The organism is Arthrobacter hankyongi (assembly GCF_022012395.1).
Taxonomy (GTDB): domain Bacteria; phylum Actinomycetota; class Actinomycetes; order Actinomycetales; family Micrococcaceae; genus Crystallibacter; species Crystallibacter hankyongi.
Map to the genome: position 1 here is coordinate 321,522 of NZ_JAKLTQ010000002.1, position 16,522 is coordinate 338,043.

Consider the following 16,522-nt stretch of genomic DNA (forward strand, 5'->3'; position numbering starts at 1 on the left):
CTGGTTTAAGATCGGTGGGTGATTGCCCGGAAGCTGAGAACCGTCCACCCGGCGTGGATCGTCGCCGCGCTGACCCTGCTGGCGCTCGTGGCCGGCGCCGCCTTCCGGTCCACGACCGGGGCGCTCTTCGAGCCGCTGGAGACCGAGTTCGGCTGGACCCGCACCGGCACCAGCGGTGCCGTGACGCTGAACCTGATCGTCTATGGCCTGACGGCGCCGTTCGCTGCTGCAGCGATGGAGCGGCTGGGGGTCAAGCGGGTCGTCCTGGCCGGGCTGGCCCTAACCGCGCTGGGCAGCGGCCTGACGGTGGTGCTGACACAGCTGTGGCAGCTGTGGGTGCTCTGGGGCCTGTTCGTCGGGGTGGGTACCGGTGTCATGGCGCTGGTATTCGGCTCGATCGTGGCCAACCGCTGGTTCGTCCGGCACCGCGGCCTGGTCATGGGCCTGTTTTCCGGCGCCAATGCCTGCGGACAGCTGGTCTTCCTGCCGCTGATCGTGGCGCTGGCACATCATCCCGGCTGGCGTGCGGCCACGCTGGCCACGGCGTTGGTGGCCGCAGCGATTATTCCCCTCGTGGCGCTGTTCTTCGCCGACCGTCCGCAGGCCATCGGCCGGCGCCCGTTCGGAGAGGACCCGGCGCACCCGGCACCCGAGCCGCAGCGCCCGGCGGTACCCGCCGGACGGCTGGCGCTGGCCGTGCTCCGCGACAGCCTGCGGTCGCGCGCCTTCTGGATCCTGGTCTTCACCTTCTGGGTCTGCGGCTGGTCCACTAACGGGCTCATCCAGACGCATTTCATTCCGGCCGCGCATGACCATGGGATGCCGGCCACCACGGCGGCCGGACTGCTGGCCCTGATCGGCGTGTTCGACGTCGTCGGCACGGTGGCCTCCGGCTGGCTGACGGACCGCTTCAACCCCGCGGTGCTGTTGGTGGCGTATTACGCGCTGCGCGGGATGTCGCTGGTCTTCGTCAACACCGTGCTCGGGCCGGACATCGCGCCGCCCTTGTGGTTCTTCATTGTCTTCTACGGGCTGGACTGGGTGGCCACCGTCCCGCCGACCGCGGCGCTGTGCCGGATCCACTTCGGCATCGAGCGGGCGGGCATCGTGTTTGGCTGGGTCTTTGCCTCCCACATGGTCGGTGCCGGCATTTCGGCGGCCGCCGCCGGCTGGATCCGCGAGAGCACCGGCAGCTACCTGCCGGCCTGGATCACCGCGGCGGCCCTGTGCGGGCTGGCGGCACTGTCGCTGCTGTGGCTCCGGCGGGCTCCGGTCCAGGAACGCGAGCTCGTACCGGACGCGGCGGCCTGAGCGGAACGGCGGCCGGACGTCCGCTGCCGGCTCCCGCCGTCGTCGTGCCCGTCTGCCCGCAGCCGTAACCCCGCCCTGCTCACACTCCGCTCGCCCGCACCCCGCCCCCACCCGTACATTGACTGTGCTCGAATCCTCCGTTCGGATCACTGAGTGTGCGCCAAACCCGCATCTGAGCTCCGAAACGTGGGTCTGCTGCACAGTGAACGGCGCAACGAACCGGAAAGCACCCGACCCGGCATGCCCCGGCCGGACCGTGAACGCTGTCGTCCTCTTGCGTCCGGACGCAACGGGCGTATCGTACGGAATGGGGGACAGCGTAGGGAATCCGGACCATCCGGCCCCGCGGTTAGGGAGCATGTTATGCCAGACAAATCGCCTCATCAGCACGAGCCGAAGAAGCAGGCCAAGGGCGCAACGATCAAGCAGAAACGGGCGGAAAAGCGCGCCAAAGGCGCGGCGGGCGCACCCGCCGACCCCGTGGCGCACATGAAGAAGCGCTGAGGCCTGCCCGGACCCGGAAGGGTCCTTGGACGGCGGCATCCGGACTGATTGAAAGCAGCCCGGGTGCCGTCCTGGTGTATGGCGGGGCGGAGCATGCGGTGGCCGGCCACGGGCCGCCAGACGAATATGGGGTCCCGCCGCCCTCAGGAGCCGCCGCGGTGCGGTTCCAGGCCGGCCAGCAGTGTGCGCAGGTCGCGTGCCAGCCCCCGGGCCGTGGACGCGGACAGCCCGGCGAGCAGCCCGGCCTCGAATTCCAGTACTGATTCCATGATCGGCCGCAGCAGCCCGTCCGCCTTGTCCGTCATGTGGATCAGGGCGCCGCGGCCGTCCTGCGGGTTGGTTTCCCGCCGGATCAGCCCGGCTTCCTGGAGCTTCTTGAGCCGTTTGGTGGCGCCGGCGCCGGAGATGAGCAATTCGCTGGCCAGTTCGGTCGGGGTCATCGGCCGCCCGGTCCGGGCCAGCAGCGAGAGCATGTCGAATTCGGCCCGGGTGATTCCGGCGGCCGCCAGCACCGTATCGCTGCGCAGTTGGATGATGTGGGCAATGCGGTTGATCCGGCCGACGATGGCCATCGGTTCCGTGTCCACGGTGGGGAAGAGGTGAGCCCACTGCTGGCGGACATTGTCAATGAAGTCCGAGCCACTCCCGGCTTCAGGGGTGGTGCTGGACATCGCGGGCTCCTCCTGGCCTCAGCCCCAGGCTGCGGCTGTCTCATCTACCGGAAAATACCACTTACTTTACCGGGACAGAGGCATCCGGCGGCCGGGGGTACCGCAGCGGGTCCGGCCTGTTCCCCGCGGCGCTGCCGATCCGTACCCTAGGCATAGGAGGTGATAGGCCATGAATGCAGCGCAAGGCGACCGGATCGTCATCCGGGGCAGGACAGTGGAGTCCGCGGACCGGCACGGGGAAATCCTCGAAGTCAGGGGCGAAGACGGGGCACCCCCGTATTTCGTCCGTTTCGACGACGGGCACGAGTCTGTCGTATTCCCCGGCGGGGACTTCGTCGTCGAGAAGACCGGTTCCTGACCGGATCGGCCCGAAGGTATGATACCAACGCATTTTGGGCGGGATAGATGCTGTTTTCAGGCTCCATAACAGCATCTATCCCGCCCAAGTTCGGGGATGCTGGAGAACTCGGTCACCCGGCCGGGGTGAGCCCCAACGCGTTCTGCTCGACGTAATCCAACGCCAGCCGTACCGCACCCGTTGCCACAATGGCGGCGCCCAGCGGCGAAACGGCCACCCGGGGCGGGGTCCCGGTCAGCCGGGGGAGCTCGGCGGCGATGGTCGGCAGCAGCATCGCGGCCGAGGCGGCCACCGCGCCGCCGATGACCACCAGCTCCGGGTTGAGGAGTGTGGCCAGCAGCGAGATCACCCGCGCCATCCGCCGGGCAATCCGCTCCAGGATCTGCTGTGCAGCGGCATCCCCGCCGGCCGCGGCCTCGAAGACGAACCGGGCAGACACCCGCGTGGTGCCCGGTCCCACCAGTTCCCGGATCCTGGTCTCCGCCCCGGACGCCAGCAGTTCGGTACCCCAGACCCGTGCCAGCTTCGCGATACCGTCGTGGCTGCCCACGCCGTCGACCAGTTCCAGGCTGCCAACCTCGCCCGCTCCGCCGTTGCTGCCGTGCAGCAGCCGCCCGGATTCGATCAGGCCGGTGGCGATGCGTTCGCCGGCCAGCATCGCGGCCAAGTCGTCGACGCCGGTGCCGACGCCGCACCAGCGTTCGGCCAGGGCCGCGAGCTTGGCATCGTTTTCCAGCAGGACCGGCCAGCCGTGCTGCTGCCAGACTTCCGTCTGCAGGCCGAGGTCGAAACTTGCCGACAGCGGCCGGCCCTGGACCACGTTGCCGTGCCGGTCGACCGCCGTCGCCACGCCGATGCCTGCCGCCAGAACCGCCGAGGGGCCCAGCCCGGCCGCTGCCAGGGCAGTGTCGGCGGCCCGGGAGATGGTGCCGCGGCGTGCGTCGGCGCTTGCGTTCTTGCTGAACCGTTCCGAACTCCTCGCCAGGATGCGGCCCTTCAGGTCTGCCACCAGCACCGTGGTGGTGGCCATGCCGACATCGAGCCCCAGCACGCAGCCGGCGGATTCGTTGAATTCGAAGTAGCGGGCGGGCCGGCCCTTTTGCGGCCCCGGGCCCTTGGGCGCGTTCAGTTCCCGCACCCAGCCACGGCGGATTAGGTCGTCGCAGACGGCAATCACCGTTGCCCGGGTCAGTCCGGTGGCCTCGATCAAGTCCGTTCCGGTCAGAGCGGCGGATTCCCGCATGACGCCGAGCACTGCGGTGAGATTGGTCCGGCGCAGCACCTGCGGCGTGGTTGCCGTCCTGTCCACAAAATCACCCCTTGACGTTCCGTGGCTGTGTTCCACATAATACTAATGGAACATAAATTTAGACAATAAATAAAAGTTCTGCACTAACCTGCCAGACCAGGCAATACAAGGAAACGGATTCACATGACTGTTCGCGTTGGCATCAACGGATTCGGCCGGATCGGCCGCAACTTCTTCCGGGCCGCCCTGGCCCAGGGCGCCGATCTGGAGATCGTGGCCGTCAACGACCTGACCGACCCGGAAACCCTGGCCCACCTGCTCAAGTACGACAGCGTCACCGGCCGGCTGGGCGCCGACGTGCAGGTCGACGGCGGCGACCTGGTGGTCGGCGGCCGGCCCATCAAGGTGCTGGCGGAGCGGGATCCGGGCAACCTGCCGTGGAAGGCCCTGGGCGTGGACATCGTGATCGAGTCCACCGGTTTCTTCACCGATGCCGCCGCGGCCGAGAAGCACCTGGTGGCCGGTGCGAAGAAGGTGCTGATTTCCGCCCCGGCCAAGGGCGAGGACATCACCATCGTGATGGGCGTCAACGACCATCTGTACGACGACGCCGCGCACCGGATCATCTCCAACGCCTCGTGCACCACCAACTGCCTGGCCCCGCTGGCGAAGGTACTCAACGACAACTTCGGCATCGAGCACGGCCTGATGACCACTGTGCACGCCTACACGGCGGACCAGAACCTGCAGGACGGCCCGCACAAGGACCTGCGCCGGGCCCGCGCCGCGGCGCTGAACATCGTGCCGACCTCCACCGGGGCGGCCAAGGCCATCGGCCTGGTGCTGCCGGAACTGAAGGGCAAGCTGGACGGCTTCGCCCTGCGCGTGCCGGTGCCCACCGGCTCCGCCACGGACCTGACCGTCACCGTTTCCCGGGAAGTCACCGCCGAGGAAGTCAACGCCGTGTACAAGGCCGCCGCCGCGGTTCCGCAGTGGTCCGGCATCCTGGCCTACACCGAGGACCCGATCGTCTCCTCCGACATTGTCACCGATCCCGCGTCGTCCATCTTCGACTCCGGCCTGACCCGGGCCATCGGCAACCAGGTCAAGGTGGTCTCTTGGTATGACAACGAGTGGGGCTACTCCAACCGGCTGGTGGACCTGGCCGAACTGGTCGCGGACAAACTGTCCTGACCTCTCCCTGATCACGGCGGCGGGAGGCCGGCAAGCACAGCCCCTCCCGCCGTCGTTCCCCACCCCCCTCCTCCTGCAAACTTGGGCGGGATAGATGCTGTTCTGGGGCGCAATAACAGCATCTATCCCGCCCAAGTTGCAGGATTGGGGCCTCCCGCAGACGCCGTTCCGGACTTACGCTTGGGTAATGGCACAAGTCTTACCGGGCGGCCAAGCCTTCACCGGCAGCCCGGAGCCAGCACGCATTGCCCCCGCCGCGGCTGCCGGCGCCGTTGCCGCCACGCTGGCCGCGTCCACGGTGCTGTGGTTCCTGAACAGTCCCCGGCCGGCCACCTGGCTCATCCGGCGGCTGGGCAGCGCAGGCACCCGGCGGCTGGCGCAGGCCATGGCCAGGCACGTGCCCGACGGCGTCAGCGAGGTGCTGGACCTGCAGTACCTGGCCGACCATCAACTGACGTACCTGGACGTCTTTTTTCCGTCCGGAGTGCAGCACCAGGCGCAGCGGCTGCCGACCATCGTCTGGGTGCACGGCGGCGCCTGGATCGCGGGCAGCAAGAGCGACGTCGCCAACTACCTGCGGGTCCTGGCCTCCTCCGGGTTCACCGTCGTCGGGGTCGGCTATTCGCTGGCCCACGAATACCGGTACCCGGAACCGGTCCGCCAGACGGCCGCGGCCCTGCAGTACCTGCAGGAGAATGCGGAGCGGCTGCATGTGGACCCGGACCGGTTCGTGCTGGCCGGGGATTCCGCCGGCGCGCAGATCGCCTCCCAACTGGCGCTGGTGGTCTCGGACCCGGCCTACGCGGAGCGGCTGGGCATCGCCGCCCCCATTGCCCGGGACCGGCTGCGCGCCGCGCTGCTGTATTGCGGGGCGTACGACCTGTCGCTGATCAACGCCGCCGGTGCCGCCCGGCGCAGGTACGAGCATTCGGTGCTCTGGTCCTACACCGGGTTCCGGAACTACTCGGAACTGCCCTATATCGGGCTGGCCTCCGTGAGCCGGCATGTGGGCAGGGACTTTCCGCCGTCGTTCGTTGCCGCCGGCAACGCGGATCCGATGCTGGCGCACTCGGTCGGGTTCGCCGACGTTCTGGCCGCCGCCGGGGTGGAAACGGACACGTTCTTCCCCCGCAGCGAACGCGGCCTGCCGCATGAGTTCCAGTTCCATCTGGAAGAGGAAGCGGCCTGGACCGCGTTGACCCGCAGCATCGAGTTCCTGCGCCGCCACACCGACTGAGCCTGGCCGGGACGGGGACGCACGCCGCGGGCGCCAGGACGGCTTCAGGACCCGGCCTGAAGCTGGTTCCGGGCCAGCCGGGCCGCTGTTTCGGCCCGGATCGTGGCCGCTGCCGCAGCTTCGAACTGCTCTTCGGCCGCGGCCTCTTCCTGTTCGACGCCGGAGACCTCGCGTTCCAGCGCGGTGATCCGGCGCTTGAGCCCGGCAATCTGGTCTTCGAGTTCCCCGCGCCGGTCCGCCAGTTCGTCCAACCGGACCTGGAGCCGCTGCTGTCGTTCTTCGGCCCGGCCCAGCCGCTCTTCCGCCCGGTCCAGCTCGGCCTCCGCCCGCCGGCGGCGCCGTGCGGCTTCATCTTTCCCGCGGGGCACCGTCTGCCCGGCAGCCTTGGCCGGGCGACGGATCGTCCCGGCCACCGTCGGCAGGCCCGGCCCCGGACCGGGGGAGGCGGGGGCGCCAGCGGCGCCGGGAACGGCGAGCCGGCCCGCCAGGTCGACCGGATCAATGCCATTGGACGAAAGCGAAGCAGTCAGCAGGCCACTGGCCGCCGCAGCCGCGGCCTGCGGATCGGCCATCGCGGCGTGCAGCGTTTGCTCCACCTCCGGGAGTACGGCCGCACCCACCGGGTGGCCCAGCTCCTGCGCCAAGGCACGGGCCTGCTCGGCCGCGGCGGCCAGCAGTCCGCGGCGCTGCCCGCCCAGCTGCTGCAGCCGCTGCGGATCCCGCTGTTCCTGTGCCTCGCTCAGCTCCCGGCCGAGCTGGACGACGGCATCGACCGTGTCCCGGCGGTGCAGCGCCAGCATGTTCACCAGCCAGGCCGCGGCCGAGGGCTTCGGCAGCGCCTTGAGCTGCCCGGCCAGCTCCTTGTTTCCCTCCTGCGCCGAGGCCTTGGCCTTGGCGTTGCGTGCCGCGGTGAACTCCCCGGGCAGCAACGAATACAGTTCCCGCGCCGCACCCTCCAGCTCCATGCCATCAGCCTAGGACCATTGGCGCCGGCCCGTTCCGGAAGCTGCGGGTCAGGCCTATTTCCTGACAGATGTGGACGTTGCGGCCGTAACCGTGGAGGTCTGCGGAGGACCACCCGGTACGTAGCCTCCGCGGACTTCTTGAAGGTGTGGCTGGCCTTGCCCTTGGACAGGCTGACAGTCTTGGTGCCGGACCGCGGCCAGCCGTGCCGCGAATTCGGCGGGGGAGAAGAGCTCCCCGCTGCCACTATCCACCGCGCCTCCTCATCCGCGTGGCACGCCACGCCCAGTTGCCGGCGGCTTGCCAACAACGTAGTGGCCGGTGCGCGCCGGGACAAGGGGCGCACCGGCGGCCTCACCGGCCGGAACCGGATCCGGCGGACGGCCCGGGATCCAGCAGCTGGGCCAGATGCAGCCCCGGCCGGTCCGGTGCCAGCTGCCTGACCTGCAGGGAGCAGGAGAAGCCGTCGGTCAGCACGGCCGTGTCCTGGCCGGTCCGCCGCAGCGCCGGGGCCAGGGCGTGTCCGGCTACCTGCATGCTCACCGCGAAGTGCTCCCGCTCGAAGCCGAAGTTGCCGGCCACCCCGCAGCAGCCGGCGGCGTCCACCACTTCGGCGATGCCAACGGCGGCGAGCGCCTGCCGCTGGGTGCCGGCACCGAAGACGGAGTACTCGTGGCAGTGCGTCTGCAGCACCACCCGGTCCGGCAGCGGCCGCGCCGGTGCCGGCTGCCAGCCCGCCTGGGCCAGCTGGCGGACATGGGCGGCGAAGCTGCGCACCCGGGCCGCCACCCGGCGGGCCTGGTCGGTGGGCACCAGCTCCGGCAGGTCTTTGCGCAGCGCCGCCGCGCAGCTGGGTTCGACGACGACGATCGGCCGCTCGGTGCCGTCGTCGAGCGCCGCTGCGGCCCGGCCCAGCAGCTTCCGCGCGGTGCCTAGCTGCCCGGTGGAGATCCAGGTCAGCCCGCAGCAGGCCTCCGCGGCGCATTCGGCGCGCTCGCCGGCGGCCGCCAGCACGCGGGCTGCGGCACCGGCCACCTCGGGCCGGAAGCCGCGGGTGAAGGTGTCCGCGAACAGCACGACGCCGTCCGGCGGCTGGGCGCCGCCCCGCCCGGCCGGCGGGATCCCGGCGGCCGCCAGTTCCCGGCGCCAGGCCCCGGCGGCGGCGAAGTGCGGCAGCGTGCGCCCGGGGCTGAGCCCGCCCAGGCCTGCGGCCGCCCTGCCCAGCGGCGTGCCCAGCATGGCATTGACCGCCGGCGCGGCGGCACCGGCGAGCTTCAGCCAGCGCGGCAGCCAGCCGAGCGAGTAGTGCGAAACCGGCCGCAGCCGGCCCCGGTAGTAATGGTCGAAGAATTCGGCCTTGTAGGTGGCCATGTCCACGCCGGTCGGGCAGTCGCTGGCGCAGGCCTTGCAGGACAGGCACAGGTCCAGCACTTCGCGGACCGCCTTGGATTTCCAGCCCGTAGCTTCCGTCGCGGCGCCGCGGACCATTTCCTGCAGGACCCGGGCGCGGCCGCGGGTGGAGTCCTTCTCGTCCCGGGTCGCGCGGTAGCTGGGGCACATGACGCCGCCGGCCGGGGCGCGGCAGCGGCCCACACCGATGCAGCCCTGGACCGCGTGCACCCACGGGTCCACGGCGCTGCCGGCGGCGGGATCCTCCGTCCCGGCCCCCAGCGGGCGCAGGTCGAAGCTGGTGCGCCACTGCCGCGCCGGCACGCCGGCCAGCGCCAGTTGGGCGTCGATCGGGTCCGGGTCGGTGAGCAGGCCGGGGTTCAGGATCCCCGCCGGGTCCCAGAGCCGCCGGTACGCGGCGAACGCGGCCAGCAGTGTCGGCGAATACATCACCGGCAGCAGTTCCGAGCGGGCGCGTCCGTCCCCATGTTCGCCCGAGAGCGAGCCGCCGTGGCGGACCACCAGCTCGGCCGCCTCCTGCGAAAACGCCCGGAAGACGGTCCGGCCGGCCTCGCTGCGCAGGTCGTAGGTGATCCGGATGTGGACGCAGCCGGCGCCGAAGTGCCCGTACATCACGCCGGTTAGCCCGTGCCGGGCCAGCAGGCCGCGGAAGTCGTCCAGGTAGTCCGCCAGCTTTTCGGGCGCGACGGCGGCATCCTCCCAGCCGGGCCAGGACTCACCGCCGGTGGACAGCCGGGAGGACAGCCCGGCGCCGTCTTCGCGCACCCGCCAGAGCGATGCCCGTTCGGCCGGGTCCGGGACGGCGCGTCCATCCAGCAGGCGGCCGTTCTGCCGCAGCCGGGCCAGCAGCCGCTGCGCCTTGGCGGCCACCGCGGCCGGCTCGTCGCCGTCCAGCTCCACGTATAGCCAGGCCCGGCCGCCGGGCAGGCCGCGGACGGCATCCGGACCCCGGCGGAAGCGCATCGTGTCCGCGATCGCCTCGTCGCTGCCTTCCACGGCGGCGGGGGAGAAGGCCAGGATGTCCGGAATATCCCGGGCCGCCTGCACCACATCCGCATAGCCCAGGCAGACCAGCAGGGCGTTGGCCGGTTTCGGCACGATCTTCATCCGGGCGCCGACCACCACGGCGCAGGTGCCCTCGGAGCCCACCAGCGAGCGGGCCACGTCGAAGCCCCGCTCGGGCAGCAGGTGGCCCAGCTGGTAGCCGGAGACCTGGCGCTGGATCCGGCCCAGCTCGGTGCGGAACGCCGCCAGGTGCTGCCGGGCCAGGTCCTGCAGCCCCGCGGTGAGCCCGGCGGCCCGGGCGGCCGAGACGGCATCCGCCGGGTCCGTGGCGCGCAGCTGCCCGGCGGACGCGGTGAGCCGGGCGCCGTCGGAGGTGACGACGTCGAGCTCCAGCACGTGGTCCGAGGTCCGTCCGTAGCGCACCGAATGGTTGCCGCAGGCGTCGTTGCCCACCGCGCCGCCGACCGTGGCCCGGCTGCGCGAGGACGGGTCCGGGGCGAAGCTGGCCCGGCCCCCGGTGGCCCGCTCCACCTCCCGGGTGAGTTCCGCCAGCACCGCGCCCGGTTCCACGGACACCGTGCCGGCGGCCTCGTCGATGCGGTGGATCCGGTTCAGGTGCCGGGAGAAGTCCAGCACCACGCCCGGGCCTACCGCATTGCCGGCTATCGAGGTGCCGCCGCCCCGGCTGACCAGCGGCGTGCCGGAGTCCCGGCAGGCGGCAACGGCGGCCACGACGTCGTCGATGCTGCGCGGGAACACCACCGCCAGCGGCGGCACCCGGTAGTTGGAGGCATCGTAGGAGTATTCGGCGAGTCGGCGGGGCGAGTCATCGGCGGCCAGCCCTGCCGCGGCGAGGCGGGCCAGCACCGGTGGCCGGACGTTGGCGGAGCGCGGGCTGGTCATGACCACTATCGTGCGGCCGGATCCGGCCGGCGGCAAGCTTCCCGGGGCGCGCGTACCGTGGTGGGGTGAGAGCTGCCGCACCGCCCCGCCGTCCCCGCGTCGTGATCCTTGCCGCCGGGGGACAGGAGCCGCCCCGGAACCTGGCCGAGCTTCGGGCGCGTGCCGACGTGGTCCTCGCCGACGCGGCCGGCCTGCCGGCCGTCCTGCCCGGGGCCGACGTGCTGTTCCTCTGGGACTTCTTCTCCCCGGCCCTGCGCGCGGCCTGGCCGCAGGCGGGCGCCTTGCGCTGGGTCCACGTGGCCGCGGCCGGCGTGGATGCGGTGCTGTTCGAGGAACTGCGCGGCTCGCCGGTGGTCCTCACCAATGCGCACGGGGTCTTCGACGCGCCCATCGCCGAATTCGTGCTGGCCTCGATCCTGGCGCACGACAAGCAGCTGCACCTGAGCAAGAGCCTGCAGCGGCAGGGGCAGTGGCGGCACCGCGAGCCCACCCGGACCGCCGGCTCGCGCGCGCTCGTGGTCGGCACCGGCGGCATCGGGCGGGCCACCGCCCGGCTGCTGCGCGCCGTCGGGCTGCAGGTCCGCGGCGCCGGCCGCACCGCCCGCGGGCAGGACCAGGATTTCGGCACCGTGGTGCCCAGCGCCGAGCTGGCGGCGCACGCCGGCTGGGCGGACCATTTGGTGCTGGCCGCGCCGCTGACCGCCCAGACGCACCATCTGGTCGACGCCCGCGTGCTGGCGGCCATGCAGCCGGCCGCGCACCTGGTCAATGTCGGCCGCGGGGCCTTGCTGGACGAGGCGGCGCTGCTGGAGGCGCTGCGGAGCGGCCGGATCGCCGCCGCTTCGCTGGACGTGTTCGAGCAGGAGCCGCTGCCGGCCGGGCACCCGTTCTGGCAGCTGGAGAACGTGCACGTCTCCGCGCACCTGTCCGGGGACGTGGCCGGCTGGCGCGACGCGCTGGCGGACCAGTTCCGGGCCAACCTGGACCGCTACGTCGCCGGTGCGCCGCTGGCCAACGTGGTGGACAAGGCCCTCGGCTACCTCCCCTCCTCCTGACAAATGGCTCGGTCTTTGGTCCGGGCCGGCGGCGCCGGAGCCGATGACCTGTAACGGTGCGGGCCTACCGTGAAGTGTCAGTGCCGCTCCAGTGGCGGACGTATTCTACGGACGGATCTGCATCATGGGATGGAAATTTTCCGACCTGACCACCCTGGCCGGCACGCCGCAGGCGACCTTCGGGCCGGCGGCCTATCTCTTCGCCCAGTTCACCCGCCATGCCATTTTCCACGGCTTCACTGCGACGCAGGGATCCACCGGCCACCTCTACGAGCTTTACTGGACCCCGGGCAACAACGAATGGCGTTACGAGGACCTGACCGACGACGCCGGCGCCCCGCTCGCCACCGGCCAGCCGTCCGCCTACATATTTCCCAACCAGGGCAACCAGCATGTGCTGTACCAGGGCCAGCAGGCAGGCGGCGGCGACGACGGCCGCGTCCACGAAATCTGGTGGGACGAAGACGGCCAGCACCACCACGACCTCACCGCAGCCACCGGGGCGCCCCCGGCCAACGGAACCGCCGAGGGGTACATCTTCTACGCGCAGAACACCCAGCACGCCGTCTACCAGGGCCGGGACGGCCATATCCATGAGCTGTGGTGGCAGAACGGCACCTGGCACCACGGCGACCTGTCCGCCGCGACCGGGGCACCGCGGGCCGGCAGTGCCCCGGGGGCCTACATGTTTGACGCCCAAGGCACCCAGCATGTCGACTACCACGGCACGGACGGCCGCCTCCACGAACTGTGGTGGGACGCCACCGGCTGGCACCACAATGACCTCTCCGCTGCGGCCCAGGCACCGCCGGCCAGCGACCAGCCGTCAGGCTACGTGTTCCGCGGACAGGGCACCCAGCACGTGGACTACCGCGGCACCGACGGCCACATCCACGAACTCTGGTGGGACGCCAACGGCTGGCACCATTCCAGTCTGTCCGCCGTTACCGGTGCCCCCAAGGCCGCCCCGGGCAGCCGTCCGTCCGGCTACGCCTTCGAGGCGCAGACACTGCAGCCGGATCCGACCCAGCACGTGGTCTACCTGGGCGTGGACAGCCGGATCCACGAGCTCTGGTGGAATTCCACCGGCTGGCACCACCACGACCTCACCACCGCTGCCCATGCACCGCTGGCGATCAGCAGCCCGGCGGGTTTCGTCGAGGTGGACGATGCCACCCAGCACGTCTACTACAACTCCTCGGACCACCACATCATCGAGCTCTCATGGAAGGCGCCGTAAAACCTGCCGGTGTTAACCCGGCCATTTTGCCGGTGTGAGCGGCGTCCGCCGTTCGTAGCCTTTGGACATGGAAACTTTGACCCCAACCTTCATCAGCAACTACCTGGTCGGCGGGGCGGTCAACTCCCTGCCCATGCTGGCCGCCGCCTTCCTGTTGTCGCGCTTCGTCCGGGACGCCTGGGGCCGGTTCGTCCTGGCCTTCTTCCTGTGCGTGGCCGGCGCCATGTACCTCGTCTTCGCCGCCGGGGCGCAGGCCGGTACCGGCTGGATGCTGCTCGAGCTGGCCCAGGTCCTGGTCCTGGGCGTTCTGGCGGTGCTGGGCATGCGCCGGTCCCCGTACTGGCTGGCCGCCGGGTGGGCGCTGCACCCCTTCTGGGATATTCCGCTGCACCTGTTCGGTCCCGGACAGGAATTCGCCCCGGCCGCCTATGCCATCTCCTGCCTGACCTGGGACTGGGTCGTGGCCCTCTACATCGTGGTGGCCTACCGGCCCGGCGGGCAGAGCCGGTTCGGCTTCCGCCAGGGAGCGCCCAAGGCCAAGGCCGAAGCCGCGGCCTGAGCCGGCCGGCGACGGCGGCACCGGGCCGCCGTCGCCGGCCGTCAGCCTTGGGCCAGCCGCCAATCCTCGATCTCGCCCAGCAGCGCCTCGCGGCGCTGCTGGGCGACGAAGGCCGAGCGCACCGAGTTGGCCGCGAGCGTGGCCAGCTCGTCCGCCGACAGCCCGAAGGTCTCGCGCAGCTGGCCGAAGTTGTCGTCCACATAGCCGCCGAAGTAGGCGGGATCGTCCGAGTTCACGCAGACATTCAGTCCCCGCGCCAGCATGGCCGGCAGCGGATGGTCCTTCAGCGTATCGACCGCGCGCAGCCGGACATTGGACAGCGGGCAGACCGTCAGCGGCACCTGCTCCGCGGCCAGCCGCTCGACCAGCGCATCGTCCTCCAGGCAGCGGATGCCGTGGTCGATCCGCTCGACCCCCAGCAGGTCCAGCGCTTCCCACACGTATTCCGGCGGACCTTCCTCGCCGGCATGGGCGATGCGCCGGAGCCCCGCGGCGCGGGCCCGCTCGTACACCGCCACGAAGCCGCTGGGCGGATGGCCGACCTCGGCCGAATCCAGCCCGATGCCGATGATCGGCGCGTCCATGGCCAGCAGCTCCTCCAGCACCTGCAGCGCCTCGCCGGCCGGGCGGTCGCGCAGGAAGGCGGCAATCAGCCCCGTGCTGACCCCGAACTCGGCCTCGCTGCCGGCCAGGGCCGAGGCGACGCCATTGACGCAGGTCTCCAGCGCGACGCCGCGGACCAGATGGGCCTGCGGGTCCATCATGATCTCCGCGTGCCGCACCCCGGCGGCCGCCGCACGCCGCAGGTAGGCCCGGGTTATGTCCGCGAAATCCGCTTCCGTGCGCAGCACGTCCATGTTGCTGTAGTAGAGGTCCAGGAAGGACTGCAGGTCGGTGAACTCGTAGCGGTCCCTGAGATCGGCCAGGTCCGCGTAGGGCAGGGCGATGCCGTTGCGTTCCGCGAGTTCGAAAATCAGCTCGGGCTCGAGCGTGCCTTCGATGTGCAGGTGGAGTTCGGCGCTGGGAAGCTGGAGCATGGGGCCTCATTCGGTTTGGTGCAGTGCAGCTCTAAAGTAGGCGGTAACAGGTAGAAACGCCACCGGGACGGTTGGTGGGAGGCCTGGATACTTGGATCGCCGAAGTGTTGAGGAGAAAGCATGTCCTGTTGCGGTACCCCGTCCCGTCCCGCCGCGGAACCGGGCGGGCAGCCGGAGCCGTTGGGGGCCGGACGGGGAAGTGCCGGAGCGCTGCACGAGGATGTGCTGCTGCCGGGCGGCAGGTTCCGGATGGGCGACCACTTCGGCGAGGGGTATCCGGAGGACGGGGAGGTGCCCGTGCACGATGTGGTCCTGCCCGCCTTCCGCATGGATGCCACCGCGGTGACCAACCGCCAGTTCGCCCGGTTCGTGGCGGCCACCGGCTATCGCACCGAGTCCGAGCGCTTCGGCTCCTCGGCGGTCTTCCAGTTGCAGGTTCAGGCGGCGCCGGAGGACATTTTCGGCCCGGTGCAGGCGGCGCCGTGGTGGCTGACCGTCCGCGGCGCGGACTGGGCCCATCCGGCCGGACCGCTCTCGCACTGGGAGGAGATACCGGACCACCCGGTGGTGCAGGTGTCCTGGCACGACGCCGTGGCCTACTGCCGCTGGGCCGGCCGGCGCCTGCCCGCCGAGGCGGAGTGGGAGTACGCCGCCCGCGGCGGACTTGAAGGCAAGCGCTACGCCTGGGGCGATGAGCTGTATGGGGAAGCGGGGCAGCACCTGTGCAACATCTGGCAGGGCGAGTTCCCAGGCGTCAACACGGTCGAGGACGGCTTCCTGGCCACCGCCCCGGTGCGCAGCTTCCCGCCCAACGGCTTCGGGCTGTACGAGGTCAGCGGCAACGTCTGGGAATGGTGCAGCGACTGGTTCCTGCCCAAGTACTACCGCAACGCGCCGCCGGAGAATCCGCAGGGGCCGACCATCGGCCGCGGGAAGGTGATGCGCGGCGGGTCCTTCCTCTGCCACGACTCCTACTGCAACCGCTACCGGGTAGCCGCCCGCAGCTCCAACTCCCCGGACTCGGCCAGCAGCAACTGCGGCTTCCGCACCGCAGCCTGAGTCCCGGGACGGCCCGTCAGCGGGCAGTGGCCGTCCGGGTGTCCTCGGCGTAACTGAAGGATCCGGCAACGGCGTCGGCCAGCATCCGGACCAGCGCGGCCGAGCGCTCCGGGTCCGGGTCGGCCAGATGCTGCATGCTGATCCCGTCGATCCCGGAAATGAACAGCCGTGCGGCCAGTTCCAGGTTCTCCGGGACCGGCTCCCCGGCGCCGACGGCGGCGGATTCGAACAGTTCGCTGGTGGACTTGACCCAGCCGGCATACATGGACCGGTTCATCGCCAGCGCCTGAGGTTCCTCGTCCGCCGTGACCCGGAACCTGCGCAGCAGCAGTTCGAACGTGGTCACCTGTTCGTGCGGTTCGGCGAGCATGCGTTCCCAGACCCGCTGCGCATGCGCGCGGACGACGGAGCCAAGGCCGGCACCGCCGTCCGGCACCGGCGGCAGGGCCTGGGCGTAGTCGCGGCTGAGGTAGTAGTAGACCTCCTGCAGCAGTTCGTCCTTGCTGCGGAAGCAGTAGTGCAGTGAGGCCAGCGGTGCGTCGGCCTCCGCGGCGATGCGCCGCGTGGTGGCCGCAGCCAGCCCGTCATGGGCAATGACCCGGGCAGCTGCACGGACGAACTGCAGCCGCCGTTCGGCAGTAGGGACACGGGCCAATGGATTCACCTCCGGGTATGCAGTCCATCCTATCGAGCGGGACAGGCCCTATCGTGTCGCCGGCGCGCCACGCTGGGGCCCGGCTGCCCCGCTCTTGCATGCAGTCTTGAGC

Annotated in this window: 15 protein-coding genes; 9 read left to right on the forward strand and 6 right to left on the reverse strand. The window is 70.8% G+C overall.

What is annotated here, in order from left to right; translation table 11 throughout:
• Nucleotides 1–18 precede the first annotated feature (18 nt).
• Together LVY72_RS05460 and LVY72_RS05465 are read left to right on the forward strand one after the other, a co-directional pair.
• A complete protein-coding gene (locus LVY72_RS05460; RefSeq protein WP_237818490.1) occupies nt 19–1,311 on the forward strand; it encodes an MFS transporter in 1,293 nt (430 codons plus the stop codon).
• 363 nt (nt 1,312–1,674) lie between these two features.
• Nucleotides 1,675–1,815 carry a hypothetical protein gene (locus tag LVY72_RS05465; RefSeq protein ID WP_237818492.1) on the forward strand — a complete coding sequence of 47 codons (141 nt, stop codon included), beginning with the start codon at nt 1,675–1,677 and terminating at the stop codon, nt 1,813–1,815.
• 143 nt (nt 1,816–1,958) lie between these two features.
• Here LVY72_RS05465 and LVY72_RS05470 read toward each other — a convergent pair whose 3' ends face one another.
• Nucleotides 1,959–2,486 carry a MarR family winged helix-turn-helix transcriptional regulator gene (locus LVY72_RS05470; RefSeq protein ID WP_237818494.1) on the reverse strand — a complete coding sequence of 176 codons (528 nt, stop codon included), beginning with the start codon at nt 2,484–2,486 and terminating at the stop codon, nt 1,959–1,961.
• Between the two features lie 169 nt (nt 2,487–2,655).
• Between LVY72_RS05470 and LVY72_RS05475 the strand changes: the two genes are divergently transcribed.
• Nucleotides 2,656–2,844 (forward strand): DUF1918 domain-containing protein, encoded by a 189-nt coding sequence (locus LVY72_RS05475; protein ID WP_237818496.1) that lies wholly within the window; start codon nt 2,656–2,658, stop codon nt 2,842–2,844.
• 112 nt (nt 2,845–2,956) lie between these two features.
• Here LVY72_RS05475 and LVY72_RS05480 read toward each other — a convergent pair whose 3' ends face one another.
• Nucleotides 2,957–4,153: an ROK family transcriptional regulator gene (locus tag LVY72_RS05480; protein ID WP_237818498.1), complete on the reverse strand. Its 1,197-nt coding sequence runs from the start codon at nt 4,151–4,153 to the stop codon at nt 2,957–2,959.
• 123 nt (nt 4,154–4,276) lie between these two features.
• Between LVY72_RS05480 and gap the strand changes: the two genes are divergently transcribed.
• Together gap and LVY72_RS05490 are read left to right on the forward strand one after the other, a co-directional pair.
• Nucleotides 4,277–5,287: a type I glyceraldehyde-3-phosphate dehydrogenase gene (gap, locus tag LVY72_RS05485; protein ID WP_237818500.1), complete on the forward strand. Its 1,011-nt coding sequence runs from the start codon at nt 4,277–4,279 to the stop codon at nt 5,285–5,287.
• A 187-nt stretch (nt 5,288–5,474) separates the two neighbouring features.
• Nucleotides 5,475–6,524: an alpha/beta hydrolase gene (locus tag LVY72_RS05490; RefSeq protein ID WP_237818502.1), complete on the forward strand. Its 1,050-nt coding sequence runs from the start codon at nt 5,475–5,477 to the stop codon at nt 6,522–6,524.
• 44 nt (nt 6,525–6,568) lie between these two features.
• On the opposite strand, the gene LVY72_RS05495 is transcribed toward LVY72_RS05490, so the two are convergent.
• Nucleotides 6,569–7,489, reverse strand: coding sequence for a hypothetical protein (locus LVY72_RS05495; protein WP_237818504.1), 921 nt, complete (start codon nt 7,487–7,489; stop codon nt 6,569–6,571).
• A gap of 352 nt (nt 7,490–7,841) precedes the next feature.
• Nucleotides 7,842–10,805, reverse strand: a complete 2,964-nt coding sequence (locus LVY72_RS05500; protein ID WP_237818506.1) for an FAD-binding and (Fe-S)-binding domain-containing protein — start codon at nt 10,803–10,805, stop codon at nt 7,842–7,844.
• A 65-nt stretch (nt 10,806–10,870) separates the two neighbouring features.
• Between LVY72_RS05500 and LVY72_RS05505 the strand changes: the two genes are divergently transcribed.
• The 3 genes from LVY72_RS05505 to LVY72_RS05515 all read left to right on the forward strand — a co-directional run bounded on the left by LVY72_RS05505 (nt 10,871) and on the right by LVY72_RS05515 (nt 13,659).
• The gene (locus LVY72_RS05505) at nt 10,871–11,860 is read left to right on the forward strand and encodes a D-2-hydroxyacid dehydrogenase (RefSeq protein ID WP_237818507.1); all 990 of its coding nucleotides are present in this window, start codon (nt 10,871–10,873) and stop codon (nt 11,858–11,860) included.
• A gap of 124 nt (nt 11,861–11,984) precedes the next feature.
• Nucleotides 11,985–13,100, forward strand: coding sequence for a PLL family lectin (locus LVY72_RS05510; RefSeq protein WP_237818509.1), 1,116 nt, complete (start codon nt 11,985–11,987; stop codon nt 13,098–13,100).
• Nucleotides 13,101–13,167: 67 nt separating this feature from the next.
• The gene (locus LVY72_RS05515) at nt 13,168–13,659 is read left to right on the forward strand and encodes a DUF6010 family protein (RefSeq protein WP_237818511.1); all 492 of its coding nucleotides are present in this window, start codon (nt 13,168–13,170) and stop codon (nt 13,657–13,659) included.
• A gap of 41 nt (nt 13,660–13,700) precedes the next feature.
• Here LVY72_RS05515 and LVY72_RS05520 read toward each other — a convergent pair whose 3' ends face one another.
• A complete protein-coding gene (locus LVY72_RS05520) occupies nt 13,701–14,696 on the reverse strand; it encodes an adenosine deaminase (protein WP_237818513.1) in 996 nt (331 codons plus the stop codon).
• Nucleotides 14,697–14,816: 120 nt separating this feature from the next.
• Here LVY72_RS05520 and LVY72_RS05525 point away from each other — a divergent pair, with 120 nt between their 5' ends.
• Nucleotides 14,817–15,755 carry a formylglycine-generating enzyme family protein gene (locus LVY72_RS05525; RefSeq protein WP_237818515.1) on the forward strand — a complete coding sequence of 313 codons (939 nt, stop codon included), beginning with the start codon at nt 14,817–14,819 and terminating at the stop codon, nt 15,753–15,755.
• A 16-nt stretch (nt 15,756–15,771) separates the two neighbouring features.
• Here LVY72_RS05525 and LVY72_RS05530 read toward each other — a convergent pair whose 3' ends face one another.
• Complete coding sequence (locus LVY72_RS05530; protein WP_237818517.1) at nt 15,772–16,410, reverse strand: TetR/AcrR family transcriptional regulator; 639 nt, start codon at nt 16,408–16,410, stop codon at nt 15,772–15,774.
• Nucleotides 16,411–16,522 lie beyond the last annotated feature (112 nt).